At 62.6% G+C, this 22308-nt stretch carries 22 protein-coding genes; 14 read left to right on the top strand and 8 right to left on the bottom strand.

Annotated elements, in window-relative coordinates; translation table 11 throughout:
* Window positions 1–4: 4 nt before the first annotated feature.
* Window positions 5–1060: an adenosine deaminase family protein gene (locus GYK42_RS04765; RefSeq protein WP_166446531.1), complete on the top strand. Its 1056-nt coding sequence runs from the start codon at window positions 5–7 to the stop codon at window positions 1058–1060.
* Window position 1061: 1 nt separating this feature from the next.
* On the opposite strand, the gene GYK42_RS04760 is transcribed toward GYK42_RS04765, so the two are convergent.
* Window positions 1062–2444, bottom strand: a complete 1383-nt coding sequence (locus GYK42_RS04760) for a short-chain fatty acyl-CoA regulator family protein (protein WP_139090566.1) — start codon at window positions 2442–2444, stop codon at window positions 1062–1064.
* 157 nt (window positions 2445–2601) lie between these two features.
* On the opposite strand from GYK42_RS04760, the gene GYK42_RS04755 reads away from it, so the two are divergent.
* The 5 genes from GYK42_RS04755 to mmsB are packed head-to-tail and all read left to right on the top strand — an operon-like array spanning window position 2602 to window position 8095.
* Window positions 2602–4110, top strand: a complete 1509-nt coding sequence (locus GYK42_RS04755) for a CoA-acylating methylmalonate-semialdehyde dehydrogenase (protein WP_346768058.1) — start codon at window positions 2602–2604, stop codon at window positions 4108–4110.
* Between the two features lie 9 nt (window positions 4111–4119).
* Window positions 4120–5280 (top strand): acyl-CoA dehydrogenase family protein, encoded by a 1161-nt coding sequence (locus tag GYK42_RS04750; RefSeq protein ID WP_166446529.1) that lies wholly within the window; start codon window positions 4120–4122, stop codon window positions 5278–5280.
* Complete coding sequence (locus GYK42_RS04745; protein ID WP_046684480.1) at window positions 5277–6062, top strand: enoyl-CoA hydratase; 786 nt, start codon at window positions 5277–5279, stop codon at window positions 6060–6062. The genes GYK42_RS04750 and GYK42_RS04745 overlap by 4 nt, the downstream gene beginning before the upstream one ends.
* Window positions 6055–7170 carry an enoyl-CoA hydratase/isomerase family protein gene (locus GYK42_RS04740; protein WP_166446528.1) on the top strand — a complete coding sequence of 372 codons (1116 nt, stop codon included), beginning with the start codon at window positions 6055–6057 and terminating at the stop codon, window positions 7168–7170. Before GYK42_RS04745 ends, GYK42_RS04740 begins: the two co-directional genes overlap by 8 nt.
* 22 nt (window positions 7171–7192) lie before the next feature.
* Window positions 7193–8095: a 3-hydroxyisobutyrate dehydrogenase gene (gene mmsB, locus GYK42_RS04735; RefSeq protein WP_099409016.1), complete on the top strand. Its 903-nt coding sequence runs from the start codon at window positions 7193–7195 to the stop codon at window positions 8093–8095.
* A 187-nt stretch (window positions 8096–8282) separates the two neighbouring features.
* On the opposite strand, the gene GYK42_RS04730 is transcribed toward mmsB, so the two are convergent.
* Both GYK42_RS04730 and GYK42_RS04725 read right to left on the bottom strand, forming a co-directional pair.
* Window positions 8283–8864 (bottom strand): hypothetical protein, encoded by a 582-nt coding sequence (locus tag GYK42_RS04730; RefSeq protein WP_166446527.1) that lies wholly within the window; start codon window positions 8862–8864, stop codon window positions 8283–8285.
* A gap of 41 nt (window positions 8865–8905) precedes the next feature.
* Window positions 8906–9505, bottom strand: a complete 600-nt coding sequence (locus GYK42_RS04725; RefSeq protein ID WP_166446526.1) for a hypothetical protein — start codon at window positions 9503–9505, stop codon at window positions 8906–8908.
* 244 nt (window positions 9506–9749) lie between these two features.
* Here GYK42_RS04725 and GYK42_RS04720 point away from each other — a divergent pair, with 244 nt between their 5' ends.
* Together GYK42_RS04720 and hrcA are read left to right on the top strand one after the other, a co-directional pair.
* A complete protein-coding gene (locus tag GYK42_RS04720) occupies window positions 9750–10475 on the top strand; it encodes an HAD family hydrolase (protein ID WP_166446525.1) in 726 nt (241 codons plus the stop codon).
* Between the two features lie 101 nt (window positions 10476–10576).
* A complete protein-coding gene (gene hrcA, locus GYK42_RS04715) occupies window positions 10577–11593 on the top strand; it encodes a heat-inducible transcriptional repressor HrcA (protein ID WP_034745713.1) in 1017 nt (338 codons plus the stop codon).
* A gap of 51 nt (window positions 11594–11644) precedes the next feature.
* Here hrcA and fur read toward each other — a convergent pair whose 3' ends face one another.
* Complete coding sequence (gene fur, locus GYK42_RS04710) at window positions 11645–12076, bottom strand: ferric iron uptake transcriptional regulator (protein ID WP_034745717.1); 432 nt, start codon at window positions 12074–12076, stop codon at window positions 11645–11647.
* A 196-nt stretch (window positions 12077–12272) separates the two neighbouring features.
* Here fur and GYK42_RS04705 point away from each other — a divergent pair, with 196 nt between their 5' ends.
* Genes GYK42_RS04705 through GYK42_RS04695 form a run of 3 tightly spaced genes read left to right on the top strand, consistent with a single transcriptional unit; the run spans window position 12273 to window position 14072 of the window.
* Window positions 12273–12908 (top strand): outer membrane protein assembly factor BamE, encoded by a 636-nt coding sequence (locus GYK42_RS04705; protein WP_235432943.1) that lies wholly within the window; start codon window positions 12273–12275, stop codon window positions 12906–12908.
* Window positions 12909–12927: 19 nt separating this feature from the next.
* Window positions 12928–13737 carry a 4-hydroxy-tetrahydrodipicolinate reductase gene (dapB, locus tag GYK42_RS04700; protein ID WP_046684475.1) on the top strand — a complete coding sequence of 270 codons (810 nt, stop codon included), beginning with the start codon at window positions 12928–12930 and terminating at the stop codon, window positions 13735–13737.
* Between the two features lie 8 nt (window positions 13738–13745).
* Window positions 13746–14072 carry a barstar family protein gene (locus tag GYK42_RS04695; RefSeq protein ID WP_166446524.1) on the top strand — a complete coding sequence of 109 codons (327 nt, stop codon included), beginning with the start codon at window positions 13746–13748 and terminating at the stop codon, window positions 14070–14072.
* A gap of 112 nt (window positions 14073–14184) precedes the next feature.
* On the opposite strand, the gene GYK42_RS04690 is transcribed toward GYK42_RS04695, so the two are convergent.
* Together GYK42_RS04690 and GYK42_RS04685 are read right to left on the bottom strand one after the other, a co-directional pair.
* A complete protein-coding gene (locus GYK42_RS04690; RefSeq protein WP_166446523.1) occupies window positions 14185–15432 on the bottom strand; it encodes a CaiB/BaiF CoA transferase family protein in 1248 nt (415 codons plus the stop codon).
* Complete coding sequence (locus GYK42_RS04685; RefSeq protein WP_035822683.1) at window positions 15432–16610, bottom strand: acyl-CoA dehydrogenase; 1179 nt, start codon at window positions 16608–16610, stop codon at window positions 15432–15434. Before GYK42_RS04685 ends, GYK42_RS04690 begins: the two co-directional genes overlap by 1 nt.
* A 159-nt stretch (window positions 16611–16769) precedes the next feature.
* Here GYK42_RS04685 and GYK42_RS04680 point away from each other — a divergent pair, with 159 nt between their 5' ends.
* On the top strand, window positions 16770–17666 hold the full coding sequence (locus GYK42_RS04680; protein ID WP_166446522.1) for a LysR substrate-binding domain-containing protein: 897 nt from the start codon (window positions 16770–16772) through the stop codon (window positions 17664–17666).
* Here GYK42_RS04680 and GYK42_RS04675 read toward each other — a convergent pair.
* Both GYK42_RS04675 and GYK42_RS04670 read right to left on the bottom strand, forming a co-directional pair.
* Window positions 17663–18028 (bottom strand): VOC family protein, encoded by a 366-nt coding sequence (locus tag GYK42_RS04675; protein WP_166446521.1) that lies wholly within the window; start codon window positions 18026–18028, stop codon window positions 17663–17665. The genes GYK42_RS04680 and GYK42_RS04675 overlap by 4 nt on opposite strands.
* Window positions 18029–18105: 77 nt before the next feature.
* The gene (locus GYK42_RS04670) at window positions 18106–18894 is read right to left on the bottom strand and encodes a DUF6597 domain-containing transcriptional factor (protein WP_240943445.1); all 789 of its coding nucleotides are present in this window, start codon (window positions 18892–18894) and stop codon (window positions 18106–18108) included.
* Window positions 18895–19044: 150 nt separating this feature from the next.
* Between GYK42_RS04670 and leuS the strand changes: the two genes are divergently transcribed.
* Both leuS and lptE read left to right on the top strand, forming a co-directional pair.
* Window positions 19045–21684 carry a leucine--tRNA ligase gene (gene leuS / locus GYK42_RS04665; RefSeq protein WP_166446520.1) on the top strand — a complete coding sequence of 880 codons (2640 nt, stop codon included), beginning with the start codon at window positions 19045–19047 and terminating at the stop codon, window positions 21682–21684.
* 2 nt (window positions 21685–21686) lie between these two features.
* Complete coding sequence (gene lptE / locus GYK42_RS04660) at window positions 21687–22298, top strand: LPS assembly lipoprotein LptE (RefSeq protein ID WP_166446519.1); 612 nt, start codon at window positions 21687–21689, stop codon at window positions 22296–22298.
* The last annotated feature ends 10 nt before the right edge of the window (window positions 22299–22308 follow it).

Here is a 22308-nt window from a genome sequence, read left to right as displayed (position 1 = left end):
CTTCATGTCTAATTCCCCCCTGAGCATCGAACAGTTTTTACGCGCCATGCCGAAAGTGGAGCTGCATTGCCATTTGTTCGGCACGGTGCGCCAGGCTACTTTCCGCGCGCTGGCCGCCAAGACGGGCAATGTCGTCACCCCCGAAGAAATCGATGCGTTCTACACGCGCGGCGACAAGCCCGTCGGCGTGCTGCGCGTGCTGCGCGCGCTCGACGCGCACCTGATCGTCTCGCCGACGGACCTGTATTGCCTCGCCTACGAATACCTGGAAGACGCGCATGGCCACGGCGTGCGCTATGCGGAGTTCTTCTGGAACCCCACCGGTACCGTGCGCGTGTCGGGCATCCGCTACGAATCGGCGCAGGACGCCATCGTGGCCGCCATCCGCGACGCGCAGCGCGACTTCGGCGTGATTGGCCGTTTGATCCCCAGCATCGACCGTGAAGCGGCTCCCGCGGAAGCCGTGCAGATGGTGGAATGGATGAAGGCCTACCGCGCGCCGGAAGTCATCGGCATCGGTATCGACTACCGCGAAAACGACCGCCCGCCAGAGTTGTTCATCGAAGCCTACCGCGCCGCGCGCGCAGCCGGCTTCAAATGCACGGCGCATGCGGGTGAATTCGGCATGCCGTGGATGAACGTGGAGACGGCCATCGAACAGCTGCAGGTGGACCGGGTCGACCACGGCTACACGATTGTCGACAATCCGCAACTGGCGCAGCGCTGCGTGGAGCGGGGCCTCGTGTTTACGGTCGTGCCCACCAATTCGTATTATTTGCGCACCCTGGCGCCCGAGCGCTGGGCCCTCGATCACCCGATCCGCGCCATGGCCAAGCTGGGCCTGAAACTGCATCCGAACACGGACGATCCGACCCTGCACCACGTGACACCGACGGGCGCCTGGATGATGATGCGCGAGTTCGGTTTCAACCTCGATGACATGCGCGGCTTCATGTTGAATGGCCTCGACGCGGCCTGGATAGACGAGAGCACGCGGCGCGACTGGCGCGCGGAATTTACGCGCGAGTTCGACGCATTGCGCACCCGGGTCGTCGGGTAAATCAGGCTGACGCAGGCGGTGGCGCCAGCAGCGACGGAAACGCCCGCTGCGGGCAGCTTTGGCGCTCGCACACCTTGCAGCCCGTGCCGATCGGCGTGGCGCTGGAGGGGTCGTGCAGATCGAGTCCCTTCGAATAGATCAAGCGGTGCGCCTGCGAGATGTCGCAGCCGAGCGCCACGGCAAACGTCTTGCCGGGCGCGCGAAAGCCCGGCGACGCCGTGCTGACCTGGCGCGCGATCCACAGATAGGTGCAGCCGTCCGGCATGCTGGCCACTTGCGTGAGCACCTGGCCCGGATGGCTGAAGGCGTCATACACGATCCACAGCGGGCAGGTGCCACCCACTCTTGAGAAATGAAAGTCCGTGGCCGACTGGCGCTTCGAGACATTGCCGGCACGGTCCACGCGCACGAAAAAGAAGGGCAAACCCGCCGCATCGGGGCGCTGCATGGTGCTCAAACGGTGGCACACGGCTTCGAAGCCCACGCCGAACTGGTGCGCCAGGCGCTCGATATCGTAGGCGCGCGTTTCCGCCGCCTGCAGGAAGCGTTGATACGGCATCAGCAGGGCGCCCGCGAAATAATTGGAAAACGCCAGGCGCGCGCTTGTTTGCGCGGCCGCGCCGGACAATCCCGCCGCCAGCACGAGAGCGTCGATCAAGTCGCTATGTTCGAGCAGGCTGATTTGCGCCGCCATCTGGAATGCGCGCTGGCCGCCCGTCAGGGTGTCGGGCAGCCACAAAATCTGTTGCTGGGCGTCGTAGCGGTGTTTGCGCACCATGCCCGCGTCGCCATCGGACAGGCGCACTTCGATGCCGTGGCGTTCCAGCAGCCGTCCTTGCAGGGCGTCGAGCGTGCGCAGAGCGGGATCGAGTTCGCCGGCCACCAGTTCCGCCGCCCGGTCCAGTTCGTCGATATAGTTTTGCCGCCGGTTCAGGTATTCGCGCACTTCCTCGTCCGTGGACGGGGCCGCCGAGCTGGCGCCGCGGCTGCCATCGTCGAGACGCGCGGCCAGGGTATCTGCCCGTTCCGCCATCACCCGGTAGCGCCGCTGAAGCAGCAAGATCGAGCGGGCCAGTTCCGGCATGTTTTCCACCAGCATCTTGAGTTCGGCCATCGAGGTGGGCGGCGCGTCGGGCAATTCGCCGAACACGTCGCGCACGTCGGCCACGAGGCTGGCGCTGTCGTGTTCGGAAAAGATTTGCGGATCGACCCCCAGCACCGTACCGATGCGCAGCAAAATAGGCACGGTCAGCGGGCGCTGGTTGCGCTCCATCTGGTTCAGGTAGCTGGGCGAAATGCCCAGGGACTTGGCCAGCGCCACCTGCGTCATGCGCCGTTCCTCGCGCAGCCGCTGCAGGCGCACACCCATGAAAACCTTTGCCATCGCGTTTCCTCTTCCCCGGTTTGTGGAATCTGCAAATTTACAGAATTTGCAGATTAACAGATTCAGCTTTGCATTATCTCGCATTTTCACGCCTTGTTCGCGGCGGCGATTGTGCGAATAATGCAAACAGACCTATACCCAAATGAGGAGACACCGAGTGACCACGCAAACTGCAATTCCGACCGTCCCACTGTTGATCAACGGCGAGTGGGTTGAATCCCAAACCACCATCTGGCGCGACGTTGTCAACCCGGCCACGCAGGAAGTCCTGGCCAAGGTACCGTTCGCCACGCCGGATGAAGTCAATGCGGCCATCGCCTCGGCCCAGCGCGCCTTCAAAACCTGGCGCAAGACGCCGATCGGCGCGCGTGCCCGCATTTTCCTCAAATTGCAGCAATTGATCCGCGAAAACATGGCCGACCTGGCCGCCACCTTGACGATGGAACAGGGCAAGACCCTGCTCGACGCGGAAGGCGACGTCTTCCGTGGCCTGGAAGTGGTGGAGCACGCTGCCAATATCGGCACGCTGCAAATGGGCGAATACGCGCAAAACGTGGCCGGCGGCGTCGATACCTACAGCGTAATGCAGCCGCTGGGTGTATGCGCCGGCATTACTCCGTTCAATTTCCCCGCCATGATCCCCCTGTGGATGTTCCCGATGGCAATTGCCTGCGGCAATACGTTTGTCTTGAAACCATCGGAGCAAGACCCGCTCGTGACGGAAAAACTCGTGCGCCTGGCCTTGCAGGCGGGCATCCCGGCTGGCGTGCTGAACGTCATTCACGGCGGCGAAGACGTAGTCAACGCCCTGTGCGACCATCCGGACATCAAGGCGATTTCGTTCGTGGGCTCGAGCAAGGTGGGCACGCATGTGTACCAACGCGCCAGCCTGAACGGCAAGCGCGCGCAATGCATGATGGGCGCCAAGAACCACGCCGTCGTCTTGCCGGATGCAAATAAAGAACAGACCTTGAACCAGTTGCTGGGTGCGGGTTTCGGCGCGGCCGGCCAGCGTTGCATGGCCGCCTCGGTCGCCGTGCTGGTGGGCGAAGCGCGTGCATGGCTGCCGGAACTGGCCGCCAAGGCGCAAGGCTTGAGCGTCGGTGCCGGCAAGGACAATCCGGACCTGGGTCCCGTCATTTCCTGCGCCGCAAAAGAGCGCGTGCACAGCCTCGTCGCCAAGGGTATCGAGCAGGGCGCAGTGCTGACCCTCGATGGCCGCGACGTCAAGGTTGATGGCTATCCGAACGGCAACTTCGTAGGACCGACGATTCTGTCCGGCGTGAAGCCCGGCATGGTCGTGTATGACCAGGAAATTTTTGGCCCCGTGCTGATCGTCGTCGAAGTCGACACGCTTGACGAAGCGATTGCCCTGGTCAACGCGAATCCGAACGGCAACGGCACGGCGCTGTTTACGCAAAGCGGCGCGGCCGCCCGCTACTTCCAGGAAGAAATCGACGTGGGCCAGGTCGGCATCAACGTGCCCATTCCCGTGCCCGTTCCCCTGTTCAGCTTTACGGGTTCGCGCGGTTCGAAACTGGGTGACCTGGGTCCGTTCGGCAAGCAAGTCGTGCTGTTCTACACGCAGACGCAAACGATTACCCAGCGCTGGTTCACGGATGCGGCCTCGGTGGGCAAGGTCAACACCACCATCAGCCTCAAATAAGGAGCTGGCATGGACTTTGAACTGAGCGACGAGCAGCGCGAGTTCCAGCAGGCGGCACGCGCGTTTGCCGAAGGCGAACTGGCGCCGCATGCGGCCCATTGGGATGCGGAATCGATTTTTCCTGTGGAAACCATCGCCAAGGCGGGCGAGATGGGCTTTTGCGGCCTGTACACGCCGCAGCGCTGGGGCGGCCTGGGCCTCAGCCGCCAGGACGCGGCCATCGTCTTCGAGGAGCTGGCCGGCGGCTGCACCTCGACCACGGCCTACATCACGATACACAATATGGCCACCTGGATGCTGTCGCGCTGGGGATCGGAAGCCCTGTGCGACGAATGGGTGCCGGCCTTGGCCGCCGGGCAGAAGCTGGCCAGCTATTGTTTGACGGAACCGCAATCGGGTTCCGACGCGGCGTCCTTGCGCACCAAGGCCGTGAAGGACGGCGACTTTTATGTGCTGGATGGAACCAAGGCCTTCATTTCTGGCGCGGGCCAGACGAACATGCTGATCGTCATGGCGAGAACCGGCGGCGAGGGCGCTGCCGGTATTTCCGCCTTTGCCGTGCCGGCCAACTTGCCCGGCATCGTGTATGGCAAGAAGGAAGAAAAGATGGGCTGGAACAGCCAGCCCACGCGCATCATCAGCTTCGATCAGGTAAGAGTTCCTGTCGGTAACTTGCTGGGCGCGGAAGGCGAAGGCTTTGCCATTGCCATGAAGGGCATCGATGGCGGGCGCATCAATATCGCCGTGTGCTCGGTGGGCACGGCGCAGGCGGCCTTGACGCGCGCGCAAGCGTACATGAAGGAGCGCACGCAGTTTGGCCGCGAGCTGGCGCAATTCCAGGCTTTGCAATTCAAGCTGGCCGACATGCTGACGGAACTGGTGGCGGCGCGCCAGATGGTGCGCCTGGCAGCCTGGAAACTCGACCAGGAAAGCCCGGATGCCACGGCGTATTGCGCCATGGCAAAACGTTTTGCCACGGATGTTGGTTTTAACGTGGCCAACGATGCGCTGCAATTGCATGGCGGCTACGGCTACATCCGCGAGTATCCGCTCGAGCGCCACGTGCGCGACACGCGGGTGCATCAAATCCTGGAAGGGACGAATGAAATCATGCGCCTGATCGTCGCGCGAGCGATTTTGAAAGACGGCGCCACGGAGACCTTACGATGAGCAAAGTGTATACAAATTTACTGCTGGAACGCCGTGGCCATACGGCCCTGGTGACTCTCGATAATCCTCCGGCCCACACGTGGACTCTGGCCAGCCTGAACGGGCTGACGCAGCTGGTGGCCGACCTGAATGCGGACCCGGACGTGTACGCGCTCGTGATCACGGGCGGCGGCGCCAAGTTCTTCTCGGCCGGCGCCGACCTGAACGTGTTTGCCGACGGTAACAAGGACACGGCGTTCGCCATGGCCGCCGCGTTTGGCGAGGCGTTCGAGGCGCTGTCCGCGTTTCGCGGCGTTAGCATCGCCGCCATCAATGGCTATGCCATGGGCGGCGGACTTGAGTGCGCGCTGGCCTGCGACATCCGCATCGCGGAAGAACACGCGCAGATGGCCTTGCCGGAAGCGTCCGTCGGTTTGCTGCCATGCGCGGGCGGCACGCAGCACTTGCCGTGGCTGGTGGGCGAAGGCTGGGCCAAGCGCATGATACTGTGCGGCGAGCGCGTCGATGCAGCCAAGGCCCTGGCCATCGGCCTCGTCGAAGAAGTCGTGCCAACCGGCAAGGCTGCCGCCACGGCGCTGGCCCTGGCCGCCAAGGTGGCGCGCCAAAGCCCCAGCAGCGTGACGGCATGCAAGACCCTGATCCAGGGCGCGCGCAGCCATCCGCTCGTCAATTCCTTGCCCGATGAACGCACCCTGTTCCTGGGCCTGTTCGATACGCAAGACCAGAAAGAGGGCGTGCAAGCGTTCCTGGAAAAACGTCCGGCGGAGTGGAAGAATGGTTGAAACCGTGAAACTGGAAGAGCGTGACTGTCCCGGCGGCATGAAGCTGGGCATCATCACGCTCGATGCGCCGAAATCCTTGCACGCCTTGACACTGGACATGATACGCGCCATCGATGGCGCCCTCGTGCGCTGGGCCAGTGACGACGCCATCGCCTGCGTGGTGCTGCAATCGTCGACCGACAAGGCCTTTTGCGCAGGCGGCGACGTGCGCAGCCTGCGCTCGGCCATCGTGGAACAGCCCGGTGTCGTGCCGAACCCGCAGGCGCTGGCCTTCTTTGCCGAGGAATACCGGCTCGACCACCGCATCCATACGTATGCAAAGCCGCTGCTGGTGTGGGGCGGCGGCATCGTCATGGGCGGCGGCCTGGGCCTGATGGCGGGCGCCAGCCACCGGATTGTGACGGAAAGCACGCGCATCGCCATGCCGGAAATCACCATCGGCCTGTTTCCGGACGTGGGCGGCAGCTGGTTCCTGGGCCGCATGCCGGGGCGCAGCGGCCTGTTCCTGGGCCTGACGGGCGCGCCGATGAACGCGGCCGACGCCCTGTTCGCGGGCCTGGGCGACTATTTCCTGCGCCAGGAAGAGCGCGCCATGGTGCTCGACGCTCTGGCGCTGGCGCAATGGCAAGCCAGCCCGCAGGCGAACAGCGAGCAGCTGGACCGCTTGCTGCGCGGTTTTTCGGCGCCGGCGTCCGTGCTGCCCGTCTCTGAAGTGCGCGCCAACTTCGACGCCATCGCCGCGCTGACGCAAGCGCCCACCTTGCCCGAAGTGGTGGCCGCCATTGCCGCGTACGACGGCGATTCGGCGTGGCTGCAAAAGGCGGCCCACTCGCTGGACAAAGGCGCGCCCAGCTCGGCGGCCCTGGTCTGGGCCATGCGCGAGCGCACGCGGCACATGAGTTTGGCGCAAGTGTTCCAGCTGGAACTGATCGTGGCCGTGCAATGCTGCGCCCACGCGGACTTCAGCGAAGGCGTACGCGCCTTGCTGATCGACAAGGACAACGCGCCGCAGTGGCAGCCGGCCAGCCTGGACGACGTCAGCGATGCGTATCTGAATGAATATTTCGCGGCGCCATGGGATAGCCATCCTTTGCGCGACCTGCATTAAAAGAACAACAGGAGATTTTTACATGCAACATATCGCTTTCATCGGCCTGGGCAACATGGGCGCACCGATGGCCCGCAACCTGGTGGCCGCCGGCTTCCACGTGTCCGTCTTCGACCTGGCGCCGGCGGCCGTGGCGTCGCTGGTCGAGGCGGGCGCCACGGCGGCCGCGTCCGCCAGCGCGGCCGTGCAGACGGCCGACGCCGTCATCACCATGCTGCCAGCCAACAAGCACGTGCAGGAGCTGTACCTGGCGGCCGGCGGCGTGCTCGACTCGGCCAAGCCCGGCGCCCTGTTCATCGATTGCAGCACCATCGCCGCCGACGTGGCGCGGCAAGTGGCGCAGGCGGCCAGCGAGCGGGGCTTTGCCATGATCGATGCGCCCGTTTCGGGCGGCACGGCGGGCGCGGCGGCCGGCACCCTGACGTTCATCGTTGGCGGCAGCGAAGCGGCCTTGCAGCAGGCGCGGCCTCTGCTGGAAAAGATGGGCAAGAATATCTTCCATGCGGGCGAGGCGGGTGCGGGCCAGGTGGCGAAGATTTGCAACAACATGCTGCTGGGTATCTTGATGGCGGGGACGGCCGAGGCCTTGAACCTGGGCGTGGCGCATGGCCTCGATCCGAAAGTCTTGTCCGACATCATGGCCAAGAGTTCGGGCCGCAACTGGACCCTGGAAGTGTACAACCCGTGGCCCGGCGTCATGGACGGTACGCCCGCTTCGCGCAATTACACGGGCGGCTTCGGCACGGCGCTGATGCTGAAAGACCTGGGTTTGGCGCAGCAGTCGGCCCTGTCGGCAAACGCGCCTACGCCCTTGGGCGGCCTGGTGCGCCAGCTGTACCAGATGCATGCGCAAGCGGGGTATGCGCAGCAGGATTTCTCCAGCATCGTGCAGATGCTGCAGCCCGGCTTGGACAAACCCGCCTGAGGAATTTTGGGCAAAAAAAAGCCCGCTGGTAAAAGCGGGCTAAATCCAATTCTTGGAAGAGTTGGAGGAGACAGATGCATTATGCTGCATCGCCACATATAACTCCAATTTATCTTTGGAATATCAACTATAGATTTCCGTGATATCTCTTCCTGGCAGCCGCTTGGCGGCTGCCAGCGCTACAGCGTTAGCCCGGATTGCAGGCGATCTGCACGGTCGTCACGTTCGCTTCGCCCATGACGCCGACGCCGGTGTCTCCTACCACGGTGCATTTCAAGCCAGTTGGCTGGGCAAATACGCTGATGCCATAGGTGTCGCCATAGGGAACACGCGTTCCCATGGTGAAGGTCGTGCTGTCCTTGGCCACAGCGGTTTGCGCATTGCCGTAGATCAGGATCAGGCCATCTGCTGTCAGGCCAGTCACCGTGCCGCCTACCGTGTAGCTATTTTGCGTGCACAGGACCGCTGCCTGGATGCTCAGGTAGTGACCGGCCGAACCGGTGCCGCCACTGACGGCGCAAGTCATGTGGGCTGGCTGGCTCTGCACGGTGATGTTGTAATCGGTGCCATAGTCGATGCGCTTGGCAAAGGTAAACGAGGTCTGGCCCGATTTAATCGGGAGATTGACGCCGCCGTTGGCCAGGACCAGGCCGTCGGTGTTCAGGTTGCTGATGGTGCCACTGACATCATACGAGGCCTTGCCGCCGCAAGCAGCCAGTCCCAGGGTCAACAGCAGCGCGGCGAGTGGGCGCAGGCAGGATAACTTCATGTATTTCTCCAATCCAATATAGTGGTGACGAGTCGCGTGGCTTACAGCGCCGTGCAGTTCAGTGCGGCACCGGTCGTGGCGGCTGAGCCCATGGTGCCGACGACATCGCGGCCGTTGGCGCTGGCAGAGCCTACGAACTTGCACATCTGGCCCGTTGGATACGTCGCTATGGAAATATTGTAGGCGATGCCGTCATTGACATTCGGGAACGTATAGCTCGTGCTGCCTTTCAGCGGGCTCGTGGTGATACTGCCAATGGCCAGGGTCAAACCGTCGGCGGTCAGGCCCGTGATCGTGCCGCTCAGCGGGTAGGTATTGGTTTCGCAGCTGACGAAAGCCGTGGTCACGGAATAGCTCGATGCCTTGCCTGCGCCATTGGTAATCTTGCAAACGGCGCCTTTTGGCTGCTGCGCGATGCTGATGTCGTAGCGGTCATCGGTATTGACCAGCTTGGTGAAAACAAAGGAGGTCTGGCCTGCGGAGACCGGCAAGCGTTCGCCATCGTTCAAGAGAATCAGGCCATCTTTTGCCAGATTGGACACTTGGCCACTCAGATACAGGTTGCCGCCGCTGCCGCCGCAGGCTGCCAATGTGGCGGCGCAAGCCGCCGCCAGCATCGAGCGCAGGTACAAATTTTTCATACATTCTCCAAAACGAATTAGGTTGGGTAGCGCAACGCGGACGCTGGCGCCGCATTGGAATGGCGCCTATTTTAGTCTATCTGGCAAGCTGAATGATCTTGCCTTGTATCACCCTGTAACAATTTTTCGCCGGGAAGCGCTGGTCCGGCCCCATTTCACGGGGGCGCAGCCATGCCGGCGGCGGCGATCAATGCGACAATAGACGCAGGCTGCGCACTGTGGCGCGGCACCCACCGTGAATCCCATGTCCCTTGCCCCTTTAAAACCTGCCGTGCCGCCCAAGGCCATCCTGTTCGACCTCGACGATACCTTGTGGCCCATCGCGCCCGTGATTGCCGCCGCCGAAACCTTGCTGCACGGCTGGCTGGCCACGCATGCGCCCAAGGTGGCGCAGCAGTTTTCCATCGAGGTGCTGCGCCAGCACCGCCTGGCCATGCTCAATGATCAACCGCATTTCCATGGCAACCTGATCGAGTTGCGCCGCGCTGGCCTGCTGACCGCCTTCGAAGCTGCCGGCGAGGATCCCGCCCTGGTCGACGGCGCCATCGCGCAGTTCCTGGCTGCCCGTCATCGCGTCCAGCCGTATGACGATGTCTTGCCGGGCCTGGCCTGGATGGGCCAGCGCATGCTGGTCGGCTCCATCTCGAATGGCAATGCGGACCTTGAAATTATCGGCCTGGCACAGCATTTTAAAGTGTCGATCGCCGCCAGCGACTTTGGCGTGGCCAAGCCTGACGCCAGCATCTTCCTGGCCGGTTGCGCCGCGCTGGGCGTGGCGCCCCACGAGGCCGTGTATGTCGGCGATGACCTGTATTTCGATGTGACGGGAGCGCAAGGGGCGGGCATGCGTGCCGTGTGGATGAACCGCAAGGGCAGCGACGCCCACCTGGCCGCCGGCGTGCAGCCCGACGCCATCTGCGCCAACTTCGATGAATTGCTGCTGTGGCTGCAGGGGCAACTGGAAGATTGATCGCCGCGGAACGGGCGAACGTGCATAATAGGCGCTGTTGCTGCACGTTCGGCCGCTTTCGTTGCCGCTTGCTTAATAAAATACTTTCTAAATAGAACACAATGCAACTCGATACACGTGCCCAAACACTGCTGAAAGCCCTGGTCGAGCGATATATCGCCGACGGCCTGCCGGTCGGTTCGCGCGCCTTGTCGAAAATTTCCGGCCTCGACCTGTCGCCGGCCACGATCCGCAACATCATGGCCGACCTGGAAGAGCTCGGTTATGTGTCCAGTCCGCATACCTCGGCCGGACGCATTCCCACGCCGCGCGGCTACCGCATCTTTGTCGACACCTTGCTGACCGTCCGGCACCTGGACGAGCATCTGGTGGAGTCGCGCATGCGCCTGCAGACGCCGCAGCCGCAAAAAACCATCGCCAACGCGGCGCAGATGCTGTCGTCGCTGTCGCAGTTTGCCGGCGTCGTGCTCAGCCCGCGCCGCGAATCCGTGTTCCAGCAGATCGAATTCCTGCGCCTGTCCGAAAAACGCATCCTGCTCGTCATCGTCGCTCCCGGCGGGGACGTGCAGAACCGCCTGCTGTTGACGGAGGCCGACTATACGCCGGCGCAACTGGTGCAATCGGCCAACTACATCAATCAGAATTATGGCGGCCTGTCATTCGACGCCGTGCGCGTGCGCCTGCAGGGCGAATTGCGCCAGTTGCGCGACGACATGGGCAGCCTGATGCAGGCGGCCGTGGAAGCGGGCAGCGAAGCGATGGCCGACCATAGCGACGACATGGTGATTTCCGGCGAGCGCAACTTGCTCAGCGTGAGCGATCTGTCATCGAATATGCATTCGCTGCGCCAGATGTTCGATATGTTCGAGCAAAAGACGGGCTTGATGCAGCTGCTCGACGTGTCGAGCAAGGCGACGGGCGTGCAGATTTTTATCGGCGGCGAATCGAACCTGGTGCCGATGGATGAAATGAGCGTGGTGACGGCGCCGTATGAAGTCAACGGCAAGATCGTGGGAACGTTGGGAGTGATCGGACCGACGCGCATGGCTTACGAGCGCGTCATCCCGATTGTCGATATTACGGCCAAGTTGCTGTCAAGCGCGCTCAGCCATCATTGATGCGGTTCAATGCTGCGCCGGCCGGCCCCTTGCGGGAATGGCCGGCGTGGGTCAGGCTGTTTTGTGCGGGCAAGCTGTCTTGGTGCAGTTGCCGTAGATGGCCAGGGCGTGTTCGGCGATCTTGAAGCCGCGCTCTTCAGCCACTTTTTGCTGGCGGATTTCGATTTCTTCGTCGAAGAATTCTTCGACCCGGCCACAGTCGAGGCACACCAGATGATCGTGGTGGGAGCCTTCGTTGAGTTCGAAAATCGCCTTGCCGGTTTCAAAATGGTTGCGGTTGAGCAAGCCTGCCTGTTCGAATTGGGTCAGGACGCGGTAGACAGTTGCCAAGCCGACATCCATATTGTCGGCCAGCAGAATTTTATACACGTCTTCCGCGGTCAGGTGGCGTACCGGGCTACTCTGGAAGATATCGAGTATCTTCAGCCGTGGCAGGGTGGCTTTCAGGCCGCTTGCCTTGAGATCACTAGGATTGTTACTCATGTTTGTTGCTCGTATGTGGGTCAGGTGCTTTATCATATAGCGTTTTGTCGGGGAGTGCCAAAATATGCTTTTTTTTGGCGGGCCGGTCACTCCTGGCGTTTTGTTCATCCAATTGAGGTCATTTATGCGCGTAACACCGGCTGTATTGCCATCTCTCTGGCACCGTATTTCATTTCGAGCACCAGTCGTGGCAGGCATGGTCTGTGTCGCGCTGGCCATGTCCGGCTGCGCCAGCCGTGGCATCCTGGGCGAAAAGCCGGCAGCTGCTCAAAAAGAAGGCAAGGAAGTAGTCCCGGAACAGGGCGCACAAACGACGACCATTACGCCGCTGCAAAAATTCATGTGGTTCTTCTCGCCCTACCGTCCTGACATTCAACAAGGCAACTTTGTCTCGGAAGAGATGCTGGCCCAGTTGAAAGTGGGCATGACGCGCGACCAGGTGCGTTTCGTCCTCGGCACCTCGCTGCTGACCGATATCTTCCATGCCGACCGCTGGGATTACCCATTCCGCCTGGCCCGGGGCAGTGGCGAAACCACCAGCAGCCGCGTGGTCGTGTACTTCGGCAAGGATGGCAAGGTTGAACGTTTTGAAGGCGGCAACTTGCCGACGGAGAAAGAATACATCGACCGCATCGCCGGTCCGTCGCCATTTGCCAAGGTTGCCAAGGCCGACGTGCCTGCCGCCGTCGTGCCATCGCCGGTGGCGCCAAGCGCCGTGCCGGTGCCGGCCGATGCCGCCCCTGCCATTCCTGTGAGTAAGCCTGACGTTGCACCCGCACCCGCAACGGCGCCTGCCGCCGAGCCTGCACCTGCTGCCGAACCCACCAAATAAGCTGTTGTAAGAGAATAAAATGACTGAACTGAAAATCGCCATCGCTGGCGCCAGCGGCCGCATGGGCCATATCCTGATCGAAGCCGTCAGCAACGCGCCCGACGCCGTGCTCGCTGGCGCGCTCGACCGCGCCGGTTCGCCGTCCGTCGGCCAGGATGCCGCCGCCTTCCTGGGCAAGCCTGCCGGCGTGCTGATCGAGTCCGACCTGGCCGCCGGCCTGGCCGGCGCCGATTACCTGATCGACTTCACGCGTCCGGAAGGCACTTTGCAGCACCTGGCGTATTGCGCCGAGCACGGCGTCAAGATGATCATCGGCACCACCGGTTTCGATGACGCGGGCAAGGCCGCCATTGCCGCCGCCGCCGAAAAGACGGCCATCATGTTCGCGCCGAACATGAGCGTCGGCGTGAATGTCACCATGAAATTGCTGGAACTGGCCGCGAAAAGCCTGTCCGAAGGCTACGATATCGAGATTATCGAAGCCCATCACCGCTTCAAGGTCGATGCGCCATCGGGCACGGCCCTGCAAATGGGTGAAGTGGTGGCCGGCGCCTTGGGCCGCGACCTGAAGGAATGCGCCGTGTACGGCCGCGAAGGCGTGACGGGCGAACGCGACCCGTCGACCATCGGCTTTGCCACCATCCGCGGCGGCGATATCGTCGGCGACCATACGGTGCTGTTTGCCGGCATCGGCGAGCGCATCGAGATCAGCCACAAGTCGAGCAGCCGCGTCACCTACGCCCACGGCGCCCTGCGCGCAGCGCGTTTCCTGGCCGACAAGCCGACCGGCCTGTTCGACATGCAGGATGTGCTGTCGCTGAAGAACTGAGGAAGACCATGGCCACTGCCATCCTGAATGGAAAAGACATCACCGACGAAGCGAGCTTTCACGCGCAATGCGTGCAAGCCTTCGGTTTTCCCGAGTTCTACGGCAACAGCATGGATGCCTGGGTCGATTGCCTCAGCTATTTGCGCGACGACGAAAACATGACGCAGTTCCGTTTGAAACCGAACGAAGTGCTCGAGATCGTCGTGCAGGACGCGGAAAGCATGAAGGCGCAAGTGCCTGACTTGCTGGAAGAAATCACCTTCTGTATCGCCGGCATCAACGAGCGCTATGAGGATTATGGCGAAAAGCCGGCGTTGAAACTGGTACTCAAGTAAATAGAACCGTAGGTCGGATTAGCGGCAGCGCCGCGTAATCCGACACATTGTTGGCTGTGCAAGTCGGATTACGCGCAAGCGCTAATCCGACCTACGTCCAGACGACCAACATTTACACCACCTTGCGCTCGCGCAAGCCGTCAATTTCCGCACTGTCCAATCCCAGCCACTGCTGCAGCACTTCCTGCGTATGCTGCCCCAGCAATGGAGGCGGCAAGCGGTACTGCACCGGCGAGCTTGCGAGGCGCACGGGATTGGCCACCAGTGCCACCGTGCCCGCCGTCGGATGCGGCATCTCCACTTTCAAGCCACGCGCCACTACTTGCGGGTCGGCAAAGACCTGGTCGATGCGGTTGACGGGACCGCAGGGTACGGCTTGCGCCTCGAACGCGCTGATCCACTCGGCCGTCGTGCGCATGACCGTGGTCTGGCGCATCAAAGGGATCAATATCGCCCGGTGCGCCACGCGCTGCGGATTGGTGGCGAAGCGTTCATCCTGCGCCCATTCCGGGTGGCCGGCGACGGCGCAGAAGCGGGAAAACTGGCCATCGTTGCCGATCGCCAGAATCATGTCGCCATCGGCCGTGGGAAAGTCTTGATATGGAACAATGTTCGGATGCGCATTGCCCATGCGCTGGGGCACTTTGCCGCCGCACAGGTAATTGGCGGCCTGGTTGCCCAGCGCCGCCACTTGCACGTCGAGCAAGGCCAGGTCGATATGCTGGCCCAGGCCCGAGCGTTCCCGTTCGGCCAGCGCCGCCTGCACGGCGATGGTGGCGTACAGGCCCGTCAGGATGTCCGTCTGCGCCACGCCCACTTTTTGCGGCCCTGCGCCCGGCTGGCCATCGGGCACGCCAGTGATGCTCATCAAGCCGCCCATGCCCTGGATCAGGAAGTCATAGCCGGCGCGCGCCGCATACGGCCCATCCTGGCCGAAGCCCGTGATGGAGCAGTAGACGAGGCGAGGATTGAGCGCCAGCAAGCTGGCCGCATCGAGGCCATATTGCTTCAAGCCATCCAGCTTGAAATTTTCCAGCAGCACGTCCGATTCGGCAGCCAGCTTGCGCACCAGGGCTTGCCCTTCGGGGACGGCCAGGTCGATGCACAAGGAGCGCTTGTTGCGGTTGGCGCACTGGAAGTAGGCCGCTTCGGCCGTGTCGCGGCCGTCTTCATCCTTCAGATACGGCGGGCCCCAGGAGCGCGTATCGTCGCCGCGGCCTGGCTGTTCAACCTTGACGACGTCGGCGCCCAGGTCGGCCAGCATTTGCCCGGCCCACGGACCGGCCAGCACGCGCGACAGATCGAGCACGCGCAAGCCGGTCAGCGGCGCGGGCCGCAAGGTGGAAGCCAAGGCGTCCATTAGTTGAAGGCGGCGATGCCGGTGATGGCGCGGCCGATGATCAGCGCGTGCACGTCGTGCGTGCCTTCGTAGGTGTTGACCACTTCCAGGTTGACCAGGTGGCGGATGACGCCGAACTCGTCGGAAATGCCGTTGCCACCCATCATGTCGCGCGCCACGCGGGCAATATCGAGCGCCTTGCCGCAGCTGTTGCGTTTCATGATGGACGTGATTTCCACGGCGGGCGAACCTTCATCCTTCATGCGTCCCAGGCGCAGGCAGCCTTGCAAGCCCATGGTGATTTCCGTCAGCATGTCGGCCAGTTTCTTTTGCACCAGCTGGTTGGCGGCCAACGGGCGGCCGAATTGCTGGCGGTCCATCGTGTACTGGCGTGCTTTCAGGTAGCAGTCTTCGGCCGCGCCCAGCGCGCCCCAGGCGATGCCGTAGCGGGCGCTGTTCAGGCAAGTGAACGGGCCCTTCAGGCCGCGCACGTCGGGGAAGGCGTTTTCTTCCGGGCAGAACACTTCATCCATGACGATTTCGCCGGTGATGCTGGTGCGCAAGCCCACCTTGCCGTGGATTTCCGGCGCCGACAGGCCTTTCCAGCCTTTTTCCAGCACGAAGCCGCGGATCGCGCCTTCATCGTCCTTGGCCCAGACGACGAACACGTCGGCAATCGGGCTGTTGGTGATCCACATCTTCGCGCCCGACAAGCTGTAGCCGCCTGGCACTTTACGCGCGCGCGTGACCATGCTGCCAGGGTCGGAGCCGTGGTTCGGTTCCGTCAGGCCGAAGCAGCCGATGAATTCGCCCGTCGCCAGTTTCGGCAGGTATTTCTGTTTGGTTTCTTCATTGCCGAAGGCATTGATCGGCACCATCACCAGCGACGATTGCACGCTCATCATCGAGCGGTAGCCCGAATCGACGCGTTCGACTTCGCGCGCGGCCAGGCCGTAGCAAACATAGTTCAGGCCGGCGCCGCCGTATTCTTCGGGAATGGTGGTGCCCAGCAAGCCCAGCTCGCCCATTTCGCGGAAGATGGCCGCATCCGTGCGGCCGTGGCGGAACGATTCGAGCACTCTTGGCACCAGGCTGCCCTGGCAATAGTCGCGCGCCGCTTCCAGCACGGCGCGTTCGTCGCCCGTCAGTTGTTCTTCCAGCAGCAGGGGGGAATTCCAGTCAAATACGGTTTTGCTCATCACAGGCCTCGCAGGTGAGCGCCGGTGATCGGCGCAAGATTGAATATGGCTCATGGTAGGTTTTTGCCTAGCCTTGCGCAAACGATTTTTTCGCACCCAGACATGCGTGTTATGCATATCTTGCGGCATACTGGTGGCTTTCACCTGCCGGGTACGTCCATGTCACGCAAAATTCCGATGCTGCAAGCGCTCAATTGTTTCGAGGCGGCCGCCCGCCACCAGAGCTACACGCATGCGGCGCGCGAGCTGTCGCTGACGCAAAGCGCCGTGTCGCGGCAGATTTCATCCTTGGAAACTTTTCTGGGCGTGCAACTGTTCCAGCGCACGCGCCACGGTGTGCTGCTGACCAGTGCCGGCGCCGCGTATGCGCGGCAGATCGCGGCGCGCCTCGATGGGCTGGAGCGCGACACGCTCGACACCATGGCGCGCCAGGGTGGCGGCGGCGCCCTGCAGCTGGCTTCGGTTCCCACCTTTGCCACGCGCTGGCTGATGCCACGGCTGTCTTCGCTGGCGGGAATGCACCCCGATATCGTCGTGCATATCGACGCGTATACCAAACCGTTCATGTTTGCCGATACGGAATACGACGGCGCCCTGTACGCGGGCACGCCCGAGCAACTGGCGCGCTGGCCCGGCACCCGCGCCACCTTGCTCATGCATGAAGAAATCGTGCCCGTCGCCAGTCCGCGCCTGCTGGCCGCGCGCAGCGCCTGGCAGCCGCAGGATTTATTGGAACTGACTTTGTTGCAGCAAAGTACGCGCCCGGGCGCCTGGCGCCAGTGGTTTGACGCCATGCAGGTCGATGGGGAGCTGGCGCGCTACGGCGCCCGCTATGAACTGTTTTCCATGCTAGCCATGGCGGCCGTGCAGGGGCAGGGCGTGGTCTTGCTGCCCCGTATGCTGGTCGAAGCGGAACTGGCGCGTGGCGAGCTGCGTATCGCATGCGAGCGCCCACTGCGTGGCCAGCGCGCGTATTACCTGATCACGCCCGAAGCGGCGCACGAGAAACTGGCCTTGCAGCAGTTCCGCGTCTGGCTGCAAGGTGAAGCCGCTTAGACGACTTTGCTGGTATCGAAGTGGGGATTGTCGATGAGGCCGATCTGGTTGCCGAACGGGTCGAGCAACTCCACCGTGCGGATGCCGTCGCCCACGTCCGTGATCGGGTGGTGCAGGCTACCGCCCAGCGCCACGATGCGCTCGACTTCCTGCTCGATGCCGTCCACGCCCCAGTACGTCACGCTGCCCTGCGTGCCCGGCTGGCCGTCCGGCAGCAAGCCCAGCTCGAAGCCGCCGATATTGAAGCCCACATAGAACGGCTGGTCGAAGTAGGGCGTGGTGTTGAATACCTGGCTGTACCAGGCCTTGGCCTTGTCCAGGTCGGGGACGGGATAGGTGACGGTGCGCAAACCCTTGATCATGTGCTACTCCTGATGAATGAAGAATAAGGTCATCATGCCACCGGCGCGCGGCGTGTGATTGTAAAAATGGAAGGTATTCAACTGCGCCGGCCCACCAGCCACGCCTCGGGCGAACTGCGGGCGAAATCCTGGAAGTCGTGGATCAGGTGCGACTGGTCGAAATAGCCATATTGCAAGGCCACTTGCGCCCAGTCCTGCTGTCCCGCCATGCTTTGCATGCCCTGGCTGGCCGCGCGAAAACGGCAGATGCGGGCAAACAGCTTCGGGCTGATGCCCACTTGCTGGCGAAATTGCAGCGCCAGGTGCTGGCGCGACACGCCCAGCTGCCGCGCCAGGCCCTCCACGCGCACCTGGCCCGATGCCGCCTCGATGGCCGCGATGGCATGTTCGGCCGCACCTGCCTGGCGCAACGGCGGCGCAGCGCGCAGGCGCAGCAGCAGATATTCTTGCAAAATGGAAACTCGTTGCGCATTCGTCAAAGGCTCGCTCCACAGGGCGTCGCCGAGGCGCGCCGCCAGCTCGCGGCCCCACAGCTGCTGCAATCCCGTGCGGCCATCGTTGAGTTCGCACAAGGGCAACTGGAAGAAGCGGGCGGCCGCGCCCGGCTTGAAGCGGGCCGCCACCGTTTGCACGAGGCCCTGGCTGACGACGGCAATCGGCGCCGTCATCATGCCGACGGCAAAGCTGGCGTCCTGCTGGTCCTGGCACAGGATGTCGATGCAATTGTCGGGCAAGACCTGGTGCGTGAAGGGCGTGGCGCCCGTCCGCACGCGGCAGGTCCAGACGCAGTCCAGCCACGGCCGCAGGGAGGGGAGGGGCGGATATTCCTGGTAGACGATCATGGCCGGCTTTGATGCAAAGAACAAGATTGCGCATATATTACACAGCATAATTGCGCGCCTGCAAAAATATGCCGAGGCGGGCCGCCAGCACGCCGCGCTATCGGGCGGCGACAACCAGTATAATGCTCGGTTCATATTCACTTTTGGCCGGGCCACGCTGGTCGCACATCCATCATGCAAGATAAATATAGTCCCGCCGACGTCGAACAATCCGCCCAATCCTACTGGAAGGCGATCGACGCCTATAAAGCCGTCGAACACGACCCACGTTTCCCTAAAGGCAAGTACTTTGCCTGCTCGATGCTGCCTTACCCTTCGGGCAAGCTGCACATGGGTCACGTACGCAACTATACGATCAATGATGTGATGTACCGCTACCTGCGCATGAACGGCTACAACGTGCTCATGCCGATGGGCTGGGATGCGTTCGGCATGCCGGCGGAAAACGCGGCCATGGCCAACAACGTGCCGCCCGCGCAATGGACGTATTCGAATATCGCCCACATGAAGCAGCAGATGGAATCGATGGGCCTGGCCATCGACTGGTCGCGCGAAATGACCGCCTGCAAGCCCGAATACTACAAATGGAACCAGTGGATGTTCCTGAAGATGCTGGAAAAAGGCATCATCTACAAGAAGACCGGTACCGTGAACTGGGATCCGATCGACCAGACCGTGCTGGCCAACGAACAAGTTGTCGATGGCAAGGGCTGGCGTTCGGGCGCGCTGATCGAAAAGCGCGAAATCCCCATGTACTACGCGCGCATCACCGATTACGCGGAAGAATTGCTGGCCTATGTGGACGACAAGCTGCCGGGCTGGCCCGAGCGCGTGCGCATCATGCAGACCAACTGGATCGGCAAGTCGACGGGCGTGCGTTTCGCCTTCCCGCACACAATCGCTGATGCCGAAGGCGCCCTGATCGGCGACGGCAAGCTGTATGTGTTTACCACCCGTCCTGACACCGTCATGGGCGTGACCTTCTGCGCCGTGGCCGCCGAGCACCCGCTGGCCATCCATGCCGCGCAAAGCAATCCTGCGCTGGCGGCGTTCAACGCCGAATGCAAGCTCGGTTCCGTGATCGAAGCGGACATGGCAACGATGGAGAAGAAGGGCATGCCGACCGGCCTGTTCGTCACCCATCCGCTGACGGGCGCGCAAGTGGAAGTCTGGGTCGGCAACTACGTGCTGATCACCTACGGCGATGGCGCCGTGATGGGCGTGCCGGCGCACGACGAGCGCGATTTCGGCTTTGCCAAGAAATACAATCTGCCGATCAAGCAAGTGATCGAAGTCAAGGGCCAGGAATTTTCGACGGACGCCTGGCAGGAATCGTATGGCAGCAAGGACGGCGTCTGCGTCGCCTCCGGCAAATACGACGGCCTGCATTTCGCGTCCGCCGTCGATGCGGTGGCGGCCGACCTGGCGGAGCTGGGCCTGGGCGAAAAGAAAACCACGTTCCGTTTGCGCGACTGGGGCATTTCGCGCCAGCGCTACTGGGGCACGCCGATCCCGATGATCCATTGCGCCGATTGCGGCGTGGTGCCGGTGCCGGAAAAAGATCTGCCGGTAGTGCTGCCGGAAGACTGCGTGCCGGACGGCACGGGCAATCCGCTGAACAAATATGAAGCCTTTTTGCAGTGCGACTGCCCGCAGTGCGGCAAGCCGGCGCGCCGCGAGACGGACACCATGGATACTTTCGTCGATTCGTCGTGGTACTACATGCGCTATACCTCGCCAGGCTCGAACGACGCCATGGTCGACGCGCGCAACGATTACTGGATGCCGATGGACCAGTACATCGGCGGCATCGAACACGCCGTCATGCACTTGCTGTACGCGCGCTTCTGGACCAAGATCATGCGCGACTTCGGCCTGGTCAAGTTCGACGAGCCGTTCGTGAACCTGCTGACGCAGGGCATGGTGCTCAACGAAACCTACTTCCGCAAGGATGCGGCGGGCAAGACCACCTGGTTCAACCCGGACGACGTGCGCCTGTCCCTCGATGACAAGGGCCGTCCGCAGTCCGCCATCCTGGTGGCCGACGGTCAGCCGGTGGAAATCGGCGGCACGGAAAAAATGTCGAAGTCGAAGAACAACGGCATCGACCCGCAAGCGCAGATCGAGCAGTACGGCGCCGACACGGCCCGCCTGTTCACCATGTTCGCCTCGCCGCCGGAACAGACCCTGGAATGGTCGGGTAGCGGCGTCGAAGGCGCGAACCGCTTCCTGCGCCGCGTGTGGAACTTCGGCTATGCGCAGTCGGCGACGATCCAGGCCGCGCTGGCTGGCGGCGCGGCTCCCGCCACGGGCGACGCGCAGAAAAACCTGCGCCGCGAATTGCACAAGCTGCTGCAGCAAGCCGATTACGACTTGAAACGCATCCAGTACAACACCGTCGTGTCGGCCTGCATGAAAATGCTCAACACCCTGGAATCGGCCAAGCTCGATGACAGCGCGCAGTCGAAGGCGCTGATCGCCGAAGGCTTCTCCATCTTCCTGCGCCTGCTCAACCCTGTCGCGCCGCACATCACCCACGTGCTGTGGCAGGAACTCGGTTACGCTGGCGTGCACGGCGACCTGCTGAACGTGGCATGGCCGCAAGTCGATCCGGCCGCATTGGAACAGTCCGAGATCGAGATGATGATCCAGGTGAACGGCAAGCTGCGCGGCTCGATCACGGTGGCCAAGGATGCGGACAAGGCCAGCATCGAAGCGGCCGCGCTGGCGTGCGAAAGTGTGCAGAAGTATGTCGAGACCACGCCGAAGAAGATCATCGTCGTGCCAGGCAAGTTAATCAGCATCGTGGTGTAATCATGACGACTTCCTCTCCGACTTCCTCTCCAGTATCGCTGTTGGGCCGCCGCGCCGTGTTGGCGTTGGGCCTGACCGTCCTGCTGTCGGCCTGCGGCTTTCACTTGCGCGGCTCGAACGGCAGTTTCATGCTGCCGTTCGCGACGATGTATATCGGCTTGCCCGACTCGTCGCCGCTGGCGATCGGCCTGAAACGCTATATCCGCGCCATTGGCAGCACGGAGGTGGTCAACACCAAGGATGGCGCCGACGCCGTCCTCGAGGTGCTCACCGATCCGGAGAGGAATCGTACCAAGACCATTTTGTCCCTGAATACCAGCGGCCGCGTACAAGAGTACCAACTCGGTTATTCGATCAATTTCCGCGTGGTGGACAAGGCCGGCAACCAGTTGCTGGCACCGACGACCATCAGCCTGGTGCGTCCTATCACCTTCGACGACAGGCAGGTACTGGCCAAGGAAACCGAGGAAGCGGCGCTGTACCGCGACATGCGCAATGACCTGGTGCAGCAGATCATGCGCCGCCTGGCCGCCATCAAGCCGGTACTGCCGGCCATGTCGGTGGCGCCAGTGGCGCCCGTGACGCCGGTCGCGCCGGCAGCCCCGCAGCAGTAACGGGGACGCC

The organism is Janthinobacterium lividum, assembly GCF_011601275.1.
GTDB lineage: Bacteria > Pseudomonadota > Gammaproteobacteria > Burkholderiales > Burkholderiaceae_D > Janthinobacterium > Janthinobacterium lividum_E.
This window is presented reverse-complemented; position numbering and strand designations above follow the sequence as displayed.